This window comes from Polaribacter sp. IC066 (assembly GCF_007997085.1).
GTDB lineage: Bacteria > Bacteroidota > Bacteroidia > Flavobacteriales > Flavobacteriaceae > Polaribacter.
Map to the genome: position 1 here is coordinate 1 of NZ_VORR01000048.1, position 13,759 is coordinate 13,759.

General features: G+C 31.8%; 12 protein-coding genes. 5 read left to right on the forward strand and 7 right to left on the reverse strand.

Features of this window, described 5'->3' with window-relative positions; genetic code table 11:
* Positions 1-349 precede the first annotated feature (349 nt).
* The 4 genes from ES044_RS14370 (at position 350) to ES044_RS14385 (ending at position 4,282) form a co-directional block, all read left to right on the forward strand.
* The gene (locus ES044_RS14370; RefSeq protein ID WP_147187326.1) at positions 350-1,168 is read left to right on the forward strand and encodes a sensor histidine kinase; all 819 of its coding nucleotides are present in this window, start codon (positions 350-352) and stop codon (positions 1,166-1,168) included.
* Positions 1,169-2,334: 1,166 nt separating this feature from the next.
* Positions 2,335-2,565: a response regulator transcription factor gene (locus ES044_RS14375; protein ID WP_147120058.1), complete on the forward strand. Its 231-nt coding sequence runs from the start codon at positions 2,335-2,337 to the stop codon at positions 2,563-2,565.
* Positions 2,566-2,978: 413 nt separating this feature from the next.
* Positions 2,979-3,440: a hypothetical protein gene (locus ES044_RS14380; RefSeq protein ID WP_147120059.1), complete on the forward strand. Its 462-nt coding sequence runs from the start codon at positions 2,979-2,981 to the stop codon at positions 3,438-3,440.
* Between the two features lie 650 nt (positions 3,441-4,090).
* Positions 4,091-4,282 carry a hypothetical protein gene (locus tag ES044_RS14385; RefSeq protein ID WP_147120060.1) on the forward strand — a complete coding sequence of 64 codons (192 nt, stop codon included), beginning with the start codon at positions 4,091-4,093 and terminating at the stop codon, positions 4,280-4,282.
* Between the two features lie 343 nt (positions 4,283-4,625).
* On the opposite strand, the gene hutH is transcribed toward ES044_RS14385, so the two are convergent.
* Entirely contained in the window at positions 4,626-6,134 is a 1,509-nt protein-coding gene (hutH, locus tag ES044_RS14390; RefSeq protein WP_147120061.1) for a histidine ammonia-lyase, read from the reverse strand.
* A 112-nt stretch (positions 6,135-6,246) separates the two neighbouring features.
* Here hutH and ES044_RS14395 point away from each other — a divergent pair, with 112 nt between their 5' ends.
* Complete coding sequence (locus ES044_RS14395; protein WP_147120062.1) at positions 6,247-7,275, forward strand: TlpA family protein disulfide reductase; 1,029 nt, start codon at positions 6,247-6,249, stop codon at positions 7,273-7,275.
* A 340-nt stretch (positions 7,276-7,615) separates the two neighbouring features.
* On the opposite strand, the gene ES044_RS14400 is transcribed toward ES044_RS14395, so the two are convergent.
* The 6 genes from ES044_RS14400 to ES044_RS14425 form a co-directional block, all read right to left on the reverse strand.
* Positions 7,616-8,569 carry an acetyl-CoA carboxylase carboxyltransferase subunit alpha gene (locus ES044_RS14400; RefSeq protein WP_147120063.1) on the reverse strand — a complete coding sequence of 318 codons (954 nt, stop codon included), beginning with the start codon at positions 8,567-8,569 and terminating at the stop codon, positions 7,616-7,618.
* Positions 8,570-8,633: 64 nt separating this feature from the next.
* Positions 8,634-9,557, reverse strand: a complete 924-nt coding sequence (locus ES044_RS14405; RefSeq protein WP_147120064.1) for a DMT family transporter — start codon at positions 9,555-9,557, stop codon at positions 8,634-8,636.
* Positions 9,544-10,635, reverse strand: a complete 1,092-nt coding sequence (locus tag ES044_RS14410) for an LptF/LptG family permease (protein ID WP_223269222.1) — start codon at positions 10,633-10,635, stop codon at positions 9,544-9,546. The genes ES044_RS14405 and ES044_RS14410 overlap by 14 nt, the downstream gene beginning before the upstream one ends.
* Positions 10,636-10,711: 76 nt before the next feature.
* Complete coding sequence (gene tgt / locus ES044_RS14415; RefSeq protein ID WP_147120065.1) at positions 10,712-11,842, reverse strand: tRNA guanosine(34) transglycosylase Tgt; 1,131 nt, start codon at positions 11,840-11,842, stop codon at positions 10,712-10,714.
* A gap of 110 nt (positions 11,843-11,952) precedes the next feature.
* Positions 11,953-12,843 (reverse strand): 23S rRNA pseudouridine(2604) synthase RluF, encoded by an 891-nt coding sequence (rluF, locus tag ES044_RS14420; protein WP_147120066.1) that lies wholly within the window; start codon positions 12,841-12,843, stop codon positions 11,953-11,955.
* A 97-nt stretch (positions 12,844-12,940) separates the two neighbouring features.
* The gene (locus tag ES044_RS14425) at positions 12,941-13,543 is read right to left on the reverse strand and encodes an alpha-ketoglutarate-dependent dioxygenase AlkB family protein (RefSeq protein ID WP_147120067.1); all 603 of its coding nucleotides are present in this window, start codon (positions 13,541-13,543) and stop codon (positions 12,941-12,943) included.
* Positions 13,544-13,759: the final 216 nt, after the last annotated feature.

Sequence of the window (13,759 nt, forward strand, 5' to 3'; positions counted from 1 at the left end):
GCACAATATTTTGCTAGAATTAGAGGATATATTACAACGCTCAAAAAAAATAAACAAAAAGTACTAGAAAATATTCAGCTTGCTTTTAGCAAAAATCCGTTCCTACCGGAAATGGCTGAATAGTTACGTTAAAAGTGTAATTGCAAAAGGTAGTACCTTTAAACTTATACTACCAAATAAAAATAGATTTTCCTTGAATGGTACTGTGTATAGGCATCAAAGCAACAAAAGATTAATCTCTCCTTTAACCAATACATGGAGCTTTATTTAAAAATCATGAATCCTTAAAATTAAAAGTAATTATTATTTTGATGAAAACGAAAATCTATTAAAATCTTTTGGGATTGTGATGGATATTACGAAGTTGAAAGAAAATGAACTCTTGGTAAAAAAAGTGAGTAGAAATAAAACAAAACTGATGTCTATTCTTGCTCATTATTTACGATCGTCGTTTCATAAGATTATAGGCTTTACAGGTTTGTTAGTTGACAACGTGAACAATAACAGCTTTAATGAAACTGAAAAATATTTAAACATTATACATTCAGCAAGCCAAAAAACACTTAATTTACTTGATAACTTACTAAATTGGGTACGCTTTCAGACTACTGAAATTACATTTAAACCAGACTTCTTGTCTTTATCAGACGTTATTAGTGATATTTTAGATCTTGAAACATTATTAGTAGCGACTAAAGAAATTACTTTAAGTTATGATTTTACAGAAGAACTTGAGGTTTACGCTGATGAAAATATGCTGAAAATAATTATTCGAAATCTTATTTCTAATGCCATAAAATTCACAAATTCAAGAGGAATAATTCGAATCAATTCCTTTATAAGAGAAGATGGAATAGAAATTAGCATAGCTGACACTGGTATAGGAATAGAAACACAAAAAGCTAAAAAGTTTTTCACGAATCAGGCATATTCAAATACTCTTGGCACCCATAACGAAGAAGGTAGTGGTTTAGGCCTGTCTCTTTGTAAAGAATTTATTGACAGGCATCAAGGAAAAATTTGGGTTGAAAGTGAAGTCGCTAAAGGTAGTACCTTTAAAATAATACTACCAAATAAAAATAAATTGGCTAGAAATAGGACTACTTACAAATACAAAAATAATCAAAAACTAATCGCTCCTTTCAACACTGCATTTAGGTTCTTTTAGAAATTATAAATCTCTTAAAATTTTAAACTTGCTAGGCGGTTGCCAAAATATATAGAAACTTAAAACTAGCATTTTTTAACAGTATTGTGGTGCCTTAAAAATCATTGCATCAGAAATGCTTTTAGCTTTTTTTCTAAAAGCATACCTCTTTATTTACAGCTGGCTATATTTTATAAAAATTTCCTGATTTTTTTTTCAAGAACTTTCTCATGTGCCATTATTACTCTAAAATTTAATGTTGGCTAATTCTTTTTAATGCTGCTATTTTAAAGGTATTTACCATCTTCTAATTCAATTTAGGCAAAATAGTATCGGTTAAAATACCTGCAAAAAATTGCGTTATCTTCCCATAGATTCGCTTATTCTCTTGCACGACCGATTGCTACTTAACACCAAAACTACGCAGTGTTACTAGTTATTTTTATTGGGTGAATAAATGGCTTTCTTGCCAAAAATCAAGAGCTCTTTTTTAAAAAGATGAAGCGTATGTTAAAAACATTTATTTCCAAAATAGAAAAATATAAACCTATTTGCTTAAAATACTAAACAATGAAATGCCTTGTTTGCAAAAACAACAATATACTTGAAGCCATCAGTAGAAAAAAAATTATATGTAGGTTTCATCCTTTTGGAAAACGTATTATATGTAGTGATTGTGGAACTTCATATAGCATGATATTGCTGTTCGGAAGTTTTAACACATTAAAATATATAGTTACCACTCATAAACGGAGACCAATTTTGATTGCACGAGCCCGTGAACTGACGTTCTATAAATCATTAAAGATTATCGTTAGAAAAAAATTTAATAGTAATTATTTATTTATTGAGTTCCTTTTTTTTTAGAATTGTGACTTTAAGTATATTTTCCCCACACATATTTTTAGAATGTGTAATAGCTTAAAGTTGCTTTTTTTAATAATCGTTTACTACGCTTTGAAAATCTAAAAAATAGATTCACAAATTACGACTCCTCAAAAAAGCCAATCATTATGAGGCGTAAAAGTAAGGGGCGGTAGTACAGAGAGTATTTAAAGCAAATAAAACATCCTTTTAAATTTAAAAGAAAAGAGACCAAACCGGAAGATTGATAACGTTTTAATAGTCTGATTCAAGTCTTTAGAATTGCAAATTCAGGTTTTTAAAAAAATATAACGAATTGATTAATGAAATCTATTTCCGAAAATATAGCACAAAAAATTATTTTTAAAAAGAAGGAGCTTACTTTCATGAAGTTGTCTTGTTCGGAGTTAACCTATAAAGAAATTGCTGATAAGATGTGTTTGAGTCCAAAAACAATAGATCATTATAGAAGTGATTTGTTTTTAAAGTTACAAGTAAAAAATAGAGTTGGTTTGGTGCTGTATGCCATTAAAAATGAAATTTATAGGCTATAAAAAAAAGCCAAGATCAAAAAATCTCTTTCTTTTAATACCTTATTTTATGTAATCCATAACAGCACACAATTCTATAGTATTGATGCTACCCTCAAACGATATTTATGATACTGTTAACCAAAGTCCGTATTCATTTTTAATTAATTGTTAAAGAATTCTAAATTTAATGAGCAACCTCGAAGCAAAACCATTGAGAGATCAAAAAAGAATATCCTCTTAATAGTATAACATAGAACGTCGAAGAATAAAACCCAAGATTCCGCTAAATACTGAAACAAGCCTGCTTTCCGGAAAACCAGGTTCGGTACAAAAAACGGGATAAGCATGCCAGCCGATTAGGCAGGTTCATTGTGTAATTTTTGAATTCATGGCTTCGCTATTTTTCAGAATTGAATTGCACTAATTAAAATAGAATGAAAAAAATAGTATTTGTAATTTCCTTTATGAGTTCTTTAATCCTGGTATCTCAAACCGTTACATCCATTCAGAATGGCAGCTGGAATCATAGATCAACTTGGGCTGGTGGAATTATCCCCACTAAAAATAGCGATGTAGTGATTGCACATGAGGTTTTAGTGGATAGCCCACTTAACCAAATAAATAATCTAGTCATAAATAGCCCTTCTGGTAAGATTAGCATTCTTGAAAGTAAATCAGTTACCCTTCGTGGTACTATTGAAAACAATAATTACATTAGATTGACTATTGCTGATATGGATGCTGTAGAAACTCTTATTTTAAAATTTACGTATTCTGGTGTTGGTTATACATGGGCTGCATATAGACCAATTACAAAACCCTATAAATTAGTTTATAACCAATTAAAAAAAGCTCGTTTAAAGGATGATCGACTAAAATCTGAAATCTTAAAATAAATAAAATCTTCACGATATGAATAGATTTAGATGAAGTAACATCGTAGTGCAACTGCTATTTTTTGCGCGAATAATGAAAAAACTAAACAAAGGGCAATACAAGATAAAGTAGTACATAGTATTGTTCAAACTCACATACCCTCATATGAACAAGCCGACCAAATACGTGAACTTTATAAACAAACACAAGCCGAACAATTAATTTTATCTAGTGTTGTGAAATCGTTTTATTGCGATTCTTACAGCAACGGAATAACTAAAAAAAGCGAAGTCCTATATAGTACTTGCGAATTTCTATATAGTGATCTTTAGCAATAATATGTTTTATAATTATAAATAATAACATCGTTTTAAAAACTACAATTAAAGTTAATTCTTATGTCGATTCAAAAAAAACGTCTATTCATTACAAAAATCTTACATATCGATAAAAAAGTAATTCTAATGTACAAATGGTAGCTTTAGAAATAAAAAAATCGTCAATCAAACTAAAGTAAGGGCTATGAATTTCTCTTTTGAAAATTTTAAGAATAGTAAAAATATCCAATTAGTAAGATTCGCTAAAGCGGATAAATTATAAAGTTCAGAGCTCAAAAAAGTGAATTTATCAAAAAATATTCAACAAACTAACATATATAAAATCTAAAGGCATGAAAAAAAATATAAAAAACACAGCAATCATTGAGCGTGTCATCGTTCGTGAAAAAGCTGATGAAAAAACAGGTGATTACAATGCGTATAAGGCTTTAAATAAACTTGCAACTTATATAATTTTAAAACCGCTAAAAGCACAGGCTGAATTACCTGGAGCACCTAATGATGTAAGTGAATCTACTTTTTAAGCTTATCTTTTAATTTAACAAGACAGCTACTCTTTTTGAAAATTATCATTACGCTACTTTAGGAACAAGCATTATATTTAACTATTCCGTCTTCCCTTTCTACTTTTCTTGCAGCAACGTTTACACCTAATTAGAAATCTTGCTTTATTGGTGATTTATTGATTCTTAATAAGGCTTTTAACCTCGATTTGTACTGCCAATCAGTTTTAATAAACCCACACTATTTGCTAAAAAAAAGAAATACGCTACCCCTATTAATTACAAAACTAGCGCCAAGAATACCAAAAATTAGGCAAACAATAGTAAGTTACAGATCATTTTCCACAAATTAAGTTGCTAACTTCTACTCAAACAACTCCTGACTGTCAATTTCTAAATTACTAATAAAGTGAGAAGCATTTACAATATCGGTGTGCATCACTCTGTCTTCCTCTACAATAGTTACCTCCTGTCTAAAAGAATTTACGATAGACTCTAAAAAAGGAGACGTTGCTCCTTTGGCAAAACTCAAAGCCTGCGAAGCGGTATACAGTTCAATGGCTAAAATAGTTTGGATGTTATCTACAATTTTAAGACATTTTGTTGCGGCATTTGCCCCCATAGAAACATGATCTTCTTGCCCATTACTAGACTCAATAGAATCTACACTTGCTGGTGTTGCATATTGTTTATTCTGACTTACAATACTTGCAGCGGTATATTGCGGAATCATAAAACCCGAGTTTAAACCAGGATTTGCAATTAAAAAAGGTGGCAAATGTCTGTGACCAGAAACTAATTGATAGGTTCTTCTTTCAGATATATTTCCTAATTCTGACAGTGCGATTGCTAAAAAATCTAATCCTAACGCTAAAGGTTGTCCGTGAAAATTGCCCCCAGAAATAATTTCATCTTCTTCTACAAAAATATTAGGATTGTCGGTTACCGAATTTATTTCTGTTAAAAAAGTTTTAGTCACAAACCGTATGGTATCTTTTGTTGCACCATGCACTTGTGGCATACATCTAAAAGAATAAGGATCTTGTACATGTTGTTTTTCTTGATCAATGAGCTCACTATCTACTAAAAAATCGTTGATTCTTTGTGCCGTTTGTATTTGCCCGTTGTGCGGTCTTGCATAATGAATTAAGGCATTAAAAGGCTCTTTTCTTCCGTCAAAACCTTCTAAAGAAATTGTGCCAATTAAATCTGATAAATACGATAATTTATGCGATTTTAATAAACAATGAATTCCGTAAGCAGACATAAATTGCGTTCCGTTTAAAAGTGCTAACCCCTCTTTAGATTGTAGGTTTATTTTATCCCAAGAAAAAATAGTTAGCACCTCTTCTCCAGTAATTTTTTCATTCTTATAAAACACCTCACCCAAACCAATTAACGGTAAAGACAAATGTGCCAAGGGCGATAAATCGCCAGAAGCGCCTAAAGAACCTTGGGTATAAATTACAGGAATAATATTATTATTGTAAAAATCAATCAACCGATGTACAGTTGCTAACTGCACACCTGAATGCCCGTAACTTAAAGCTTGTACTTTAAATAAAATCATCAGCTTTACAATTTCTTTCGGCACCTCATCTCCTGTTCCGCAGGCATGACTCATTACCAAATTTTCTTGTAGTTTTTGTAAATTATGGTCGTTTATTTTTACATTATACAACGCTCCAAAACCTGTGTTTATTCCGTAAATCGGTTTCGAAATCGATTTCGTTTTTGCATCTAAATACGCCCTACATTTTTCTATTTTCTGAATGGATTTATCTGACAACGCAAGTTTTTTATCTAAAGAGATAATTTCTTGAATAGAGGTTAAATCGAGCGGTTCTAAATCTATGAAATGAATTGAATTCATGGTTTTATTGATTGAGGTTCAAAAGTGCAAATTCATGGCTGTTTATGCAAGCAATTTTGACTATTTTTCTGCAAGATAAGTTTATATTTGTTCAGAATTTTAATAATAAAAAATGAAAAAATTAAGCACACTATTTTTCGGTATGTTCATCATGATTGCTTGCACGCAAGAACACCCTAAAGAATATCTTACTTTATCCGGAAAATTAGAAAACAATCAAGATTCTATCATATCAATCTCGAGTACCAAAGGCATCGTAAAAACCATTAGAATCGACAAAGATGGTTCGTTTAAAGATACTCTAAAGGTAGAGAAAGCATCCATTTACACGTTTCAGACAAGCGCAGATAGAAGGGCTCCTATTTATTTAAAAAACGGATATAACATCATTTTAACAGGTGACGCCGATAAATTTATGCAAAGTTTTAAATTTTCTGGAATTGGCGCTTCGAATAGCAATTTTATTGTTGCTCAAATAGAAAAGAGTCAGAAAATGGGGAATCCGCAAGATATACTTGATTTAGAGGAAAAAGCATTTAAGAAAAAAGTGGCTGCACTTAAATTTGAGTATGATAGTATTTTAGATTCTTACAAAGATTTAGATAGTACTTTATACACGTCTGTAAAGGGACAAAATGAGCAGTTAGTTGCGTATTTTGACAATGCGTATGCGCAAAACAAGGTTATGGGAGCAGGGAAAATGTCTCCTAAATTTGAAAATTATACAGATATTAAAGGAGGCACAAAGTCTTTAGATTTTTATAAAGGTAAGTATGTGTATATCGATGTTTGGGCAACCTGGTGTGGTCCTTGTATTCAGCAAATTCCGTACTTACAAACGCTAGAAAAAGAATACCAAAACAAGAATATCGAATTTATTAGTATTTCTACAGATGAAGCTCAAAGAAGTGGTGGCTCTTGGGATGCCGCAGAAAAAAAATGGCGAGCTTTTGTAAAAAAGAGAAATATGAGTGGTGTGCAGCTTTGGGCTGGTAAAGATTACTCTTTTCAGCAAGCGTATCAAATCACCGGAATTCCGAGATTTATATTAGTTGATCCTCAAGGAAAAATTGTTGAAGCCAACGCACCAAGACCCTCTGACCCTAATTTAAAAGCACTCTTTACTTCTCTAGGACTTTAAAATGAGTGGTTAGTGGTTAGTGATTGGTGATTAGTGATTGGTGATTAGTGATTGGTGATTAGTGGTTGGTGATTGGTGGTTGGTGGTTGGTGATTGGTGATTGGTGGTTAGTGATTGGTGATTAGTGGTTGGTGATTGGTGATTGGTGATTGGTTAGCAAAATAAAAAAAGCAAGATTTCTAAATGAAATCTTGCTTTTTTTATTTTTAATTTTATCTCTAAATAAATTCTTAAATCTAATCCTCTTTAATCCTGTTTCTTGATTCTTGACTCTTAAATCTAATCCTCTTTTCTCTTTTTTCCTTTCTCTTTTCTCTTTCTTCTCTAAAACTCAAAAAAACTACTCTTTATAAACACCCATATTTGAGTATTTATCCATTCTTTTAGACACTAAATCTGCATCATTTAAATCTTTTAATTCGCTAAATGCCAAAACAATTTGTTCTTGAACCGCTATAAAAGCTCCTTCTCTATCTGCATGCGCTCCGCCAACAGGTTCTTTAATAATGGCATCAATTAACTTTAACCTTTTCATGTCGGTACCTGTTAATTTTAAAGCATCTGCAGCCTGTTCTTTAAATTCCCAGCTTCTCCATAAAATAGAAGAACAAGATTCTGGAGAAATTACGGTATACCAAGTATTTTCCATCATATACACTCTATCTCCTACACCAATCCCTAATGCACCACCAGAAGCACCTTCACCAATTACAATGGTAATTATTGGTGTTTTTAGGCGGGTCATTTCAAAAATATTTCTTGCAATTGCTTCTCCTTGTCCGCGTTCTTCTGCTTCTAAACCAGGATACGCTCCGGGAGTATCTATTAAGGTAACAACAGGGATTTTAAATTTCTCTGCCATCTTCATTAAACGCAATGCTTTTCTATACCCTTCAGGATTTGCCATCCCAAAGTTTCTATACTGACGCGTTTTGGTATTGTATCCTTTTTGTTGACCAATAAACATAAAAGACTGATCGCCAATTTTACCTAAACCACCAATCATGGCTTTATCATCTTTCACATTTCTGTCTCCGTGAAGCTCCATAAAAGTATCTCCACAAATGGCTTTAATATAATCTAATGTATACGGTCTGTTTGGATGTCTTGACAATTGAACTCTTTGCCAAGGCGTTAAATTTTTATAAATATCTTTTCTAGCAGTTGCTAATTTCTTTTCAATTTTTTTACAAGTGGCAGTCACATCTACATCACTCTCTTTGCCAATAATTTCGCACTTTTGAAGTTGATCTTCAAGTTCTTTTATGGGCATTTCAAAATCTAAATATTCCATTTTATAATTATTTTGATGTAGTTATTTGGACTAACAAACATACTACAAAATTTGCTTTTTTATACTAATTGAGCTTACTTTTTTGCCCTCCTCTTTGCTTAAATCGCTGTTTTATGGCCAATTTATTCTGAATAATTCCGTTCAATAAAACAACTCCAAGCACAATACCCGCCCCAAAATAAAACTCTGGTGCCATTTTTTCTTTATCACCAAAAATAAATAAAGCTAAAATAATTGCGTAAATGGGTTCTAAATTAATGGTGAGCATTACGGTATAAGGAGAAATATATTTCATAATATCTACAGAAGCTATAAATGCGTATGCGGTGCAAATACTGCTTAAAATAAATAAGTACATCCAATCCATATTAGATAGTTTAAAAAAAGAAACAGCAAAGTTATTATTTATAAACAAGTACATGGTTACAAATAAAGTCCCGAATAAAAGTTGATATAATGAAATTCGATTCGCATCATATCTCTTGATAAATAATCCGTTTAAAACGGCAAATAAAGACCCTAAAAAAGAAGCAATGAGCGCGTACATAATTCCTAATTTAAACTGACTTTCAAAATTAAAAATAATATATAACCCTATAATTACAATTAATCCGAGTACAATTTCTAACGCTTTTACGCTTCTTTTAAAAAAAACAGGCTCTATGAGTGCTGTAAAAAAAGCACCAGTGCTCATGGTTACCAATGCCACGGAAACATTAGATACTTTTATCGCCTTAAAAAAAAAGATCCAATGCGAAGCAATGATGATTCCGGTAAACAAAAATTTTAGCAATCCTTTTTTATCAACATAAAAAGATTTCTTTTTAAACAAAAAATAAAGTGTGATAAAAAAAACTGCTAATCCCATTCTAAAAAAAACTAACGGAATTGCATCGATTGTAATTAAGGCACCAAGTATGGCTGTAAAACCCCAAATAAATACAATGAGATGCAGTAACAAATAATTTTTTATTTTATTTTCTTGCATTTATAAAGAGATAAATAGCAACGCAGCCAAAAAGGAAGTTAGGCATCCAGACATATAAAAGCGAATTTACGCCAGCTACAGCGCCTAATACTTCAGAAATTTTCATTAAAAAAACGTACATAAACATCAATCCAATTCCGATTGCTAAATTAACACCTGTACCTCCTCTTCGTTTTCTAAACGCAAGCGCTACAGCAATAATTGTTAAGATATAAGATGCAATGGGCAAACTTGTTCTTTTATGAAACTCTACTAAATAGGCATTTAAATTTTTAACACCTCTTTTCTTTGAAAGTTGTATAAAGGTATACAATTGACCCGAAGGCATTTCTTGTGCCAAGGCAGATTTATAAATCAAATCTTTTGGTGTAAAACTAAAAACCGTGTCTATTGCATTCCCAGAAAAAATACTATCTCTATTCTTATAAATTTGTCGCAGTCTCCAGTTCTGCAAATGAAAAGTAGAATCTTTTTCTTTAAATCTTATATTGTCTGCAACTAATTTAGATTTTAACTCTAAACCGTCATACACCTCTGACGTAAAATCGTAACCTGCATTTGTTTCTGTGTTAAAATTTCTGATAAAAATATAGGTACTATCTGTTAATTGCAAACTAAAATCGCTGATGTATTTAAATTCTTGTTTCTGACTTCTACTATTAATATACTCTTTCTCGAATTTTTTTCTTGTGATACTGCTATTTGGCACCACAAAATGATTCATTACTAAAGATAAAATAGTAATTAAAGTTGCCCCAACAAAATAAGGATATAAAAAGCGTATAAACGAAACCTTGGCATTTGAAATCGCAATAATTTCTGTGTTGTTAGCTAGTTTAGACGTGAATAGAATTACCGCAATAAAGAGTGCCAAAGGCATAAAAGTATTCGCATAATAGATGATAAAGTTCTTATAATATTCATCTACTATTTGATAAAAACCTAAATCTGCGTGTTCTAGAAAATTATCAATCTTTTCAGAAATGTCTATCGCTATTGCTATAGGTATCAAGATGAGTAAGGTAAACACAAATGTTACCAAGAACCTTTTTAATATGTACCAATCTATTATTTTCAAATTTTTGTTGTTAGTTTTTGGTTGATGGTTTTTGGTATCTCATGATTACGAATAACCACTACCTAAAAACTGTAAACTACAATCTTTTATCCATTTGTTTTACCATCTTATCTTTCCATTCTCTAAAATCTCCTGCTAAAATATGTTTCCTAGCTTCACGTGTTAGCCAAACATAAAAACCAAGATTATGAATCGAGGCAATTTGTTTTCCTAACATTTCTTTGGCTACAAATAAATGGCGCAAATAGGCTTTAGAATAATAGGTATCTACTTCTGTAATACCCATATCATCAATGGCAGAAAAATCATGTTCCCACTTTTTATTTTTAATATTAATGGTTCCGTGCGCAGTGAACAGCATTCCGTTTCTAGCATTTCTGGTTGGCATTACACAATCGAACATGTCAATTCCTAATGCAATATTTTCTAAAATATTTATGGGTGTACCCACACCCATTAAATAACGAGGTTTATCTTCTGGCAAAATTGCAGTAACAATTTCTGTCATCGCATACATTTCATCAGCAGGTTCCCCCACAGAAAGACCGCCAATTGCATTTGCTTGCGCGCCTGCATTGGCAATATATTCTGCCGATTGTTGTCTTAAATCTTTGTACGTACTTCCTTGAACAATCGGAAAAAATGTTTGTTCAAAACCATATTTAAAAGGCAATGTTTCTAGGTGATTCATGCAACGATCTAACCAACGATGCGTCATGTGCATAGAGCGTTTTGCATAATTATAATCACAAGGATACGGTGTACATTCATCAAAAGCCATAATAATATCTGCGCCAATTGTACGCTGTGTTTCCATGACATTTTCTGGTGTAAAAAAGTGCATAGAACCGTCTATATGACTTTTAAACTTTACACCTTCTTCATTAATTTTTCTTCTTCCTGATAACGAATACACTTGGTAACCACCAGAATCTGTTAAGATATTCCGATCCCAATTCATAAATTTATGCAAACCACCCGCCTTTTCTAGCGTCTCTAATTTTGGTCTTAAATATAAATGATACGTATTTGCTAAAATAATATCTGGATTTACTTGGTTTTTTAATTCTGTTTGATGCACGCCTTTTACGGTAGCAACAGTTCCTACAGGCATAAAAATAGGGGTTTCTATAGTCCCATGATCAGTAGTAATGACTCCTGCTCTGGCTTGACTTTTTGGGTCTGTTGTTTTTAGGTCGAATTTCATTGTGGGCAAATATAGTATTATTGTAAGCAGCGAGAAACTAAAAGATTCTTAAAGGTTTTTAAAAAAGACACACCATTCCTTTCAAAGGGTTTAAACCCCTTGCAATTGAATTAACGGCGTTTCTTTTTTGATGAAAAACTACTGCTCTCTCTTTTACTTTTTGGTGATGATTTTCTGAAAGAAGCACTCTTTTTATTAAAATCGTTTTTTGTTGGCGCTAATTTTTTTCTAGAAACTTTCTTTTTAGGTGGTTCTTTTATTTCGGATGCTTCTTCTGTTTTAGACGATGTAGAAATCATTGCATTAATTTCTTTCATTTCTTCGTCTGTTAATTCGCGCCAATCACCAGCCTGCAAATACCCCAAATCTACATTCATAATTCTGGTGCGCTTTAACTTGGTTACCTCATAATCTAAATACTCGCACATTCTACGAATCTGACGATTTAAACCTTGTGTTAAAACAATTTTAAAAATTTTAGCACTCACCTTTTCTACCAAACATTTTTGAGTAACCGTTCCTAAAATCGGAATTCCATTACTCATTTTCTGAATAAAATCATCGGTGATTACTTTATCTACAGAAACAAAGTATTCTTTTTCGTGACTATTACCAGCCCTTAAAATTTTATTTACAATATCACCATCATTCGTCAAGAAAATTAATCCTTCAGAAGGTTTGTCTAAACGCCCAATAGGAAACAACCTTTCTGGGTAATTGATATGTTTTACAATATTATTTGGTTCTCGATCATCTGTGGTAGAAACAATACCGACAGGTTTATTTAAAGCAATGTATAGTACAACATCTTTTGGTTTAACATCCCGTCCGTCTAATTTTACCACATCTTTTTTACCAACTCTATTTCCTAATTGGGTTGGTTTTCCGTTGATGGTAACTCTGCCTTCTTTGATATATTTTTCGGCTTCTCTTCGTGAACAAATTCCTGAAGAACTGATGTATTTATTAAGGTTTGTAGATTGTTGATTGATAGTATCCAAAAGAATATAATTTTGATGCAAAAATAAGTAAACTTAAACTAGTTCTCGATACAATCTCGCCAAAAACGTGATTACTCGAACTGACATCTTGATACTTTTACAACTCAATTGTTCTAAAGGTTAAATTAATTCTAGGTGTGTGCACCTTTTTAGTCGGTGGTAATCTGTGCACCCAATGAGTTTGCGTTTGTTCTTTCATTACCAATAAACTGCCTCTTTCTAAAAGAACATCAATTCTTTGCTTACTTTCTTTATGCTTAAAAGAGAATTTACGCGCTGCGCCCAAAGATACAGAAGCAATTGCACCGTTTTTCTTCAGCATTTTTTCGCCATCAGAATGATATCCCATGCCTTCCTCTCCTGAATGATATAAATTTAACAAACAAGAATTGTACGTTTCGTTGCTTTCTTTTTCGATAATTTCTTTGAGTTCTAGCAGTTCTTTCGTCCAAATATTGGCTGTTTTAGTAACTTTAAAATAGGTATAAGAATATTCTGAAGCGCCATACCAAGCTACTTTTCTTTTCGTGATGATTTTCTTTCCAAAAATAATGGCTTCATCATTTTTCCAGTTGATGTTTGCGAACAACTGCCGATAATAAAAATCGCATTGTTCGGCATCTAAAACAACTCCATGATAATTGGTAACCCCATCAAAAGGTAAAATATTTTTTATTGCATCCGAAGAAAATAAATCCATAGTATAAAAATACTCAAAAATATACAAAGGTCAGTTAGCCTGATCAAGCTTTTTGACGTGAGTGTATCAAGAACTTTTACTAATCACTAAAATTGCTGTTATCAGTCTATATTTCTATCAACTTACAAGATAAAAACTCTACTACTTTACAAAAATTAAAATTTATTTAAAATTATTAGTGTCCGATTAAAAATAGAATACATTCATAAACCACTT

Bases quoted from the DNA above. Each gene is read 5' to 3' on its own strand.
- ES044_RS14395 (WP_147120062.1), top strand. From the start codon at position 6,247: ATGAAAAAATTAAGCACACTATTTTTCGGTATGTTCATCATGATTGCT.
- ES044_RS14405 (WP_147120064.1), bottom strand. From the start codon at position 9,557: ATGCAAGAAAATAAAATAAAAAATTATTTGTTACTGCATCTCATTGTA.
- ES044_RS14425 (WP_147120067.1), bottom strand. From the start codon at position 13,543: ATGGATTTATTTTCTTCGGATGCAATAAAAAATATTTTACCTTTTGAT.
- ES044_RS14400 (WP_147120063.1), bottom strand. From the start codon at position 8,569: ATGGAATATTTAGATTTTGAAATGCCCATAAAAGAACTTGAAGATCAA.
- tgt (WP_147120065.1), bottom strand. From the start codon at position 11,842: ATGAAATTCGACCTAAAAACAACAGACCCAAAAAGTCAAGCCAGAGCA.
- ES044_RS14385 (WP_147120060.1), top strand. From the start codon at position 4,091: ATGAAAAAAAATATAAAAAACACAGCAATCATTGAGCGTGTCATCGTT.
- ES044_RS14375 (WP_147120058.1), top strand. From the start codon at position 2,335: ATGAAATCTATTTCCGAAAATATAGCACAAAAAATTATTTTTAAAAAG.
- ES044_RS14370 (WP_147187326.1), top strand. From the start codon at position 350: ATGGATATTACGAAGTTGAAAGAAAATGAACTCTTGGTAAAAAAAGTG.
- ES044_RS14380 (WP_147120059.1), top strand. From the start codon at position 2,979: ATGAAAAAAATAGTATTTGTAATTTCCTTTATGAGTTCTTTAATCCTG.
- hutH (WP_147120061.1), bottom strand. From the start codon at position 6,134: ATGAATTCAATTCATTTCATAGATTTAGAACCGCTCGATTTAACCTCT.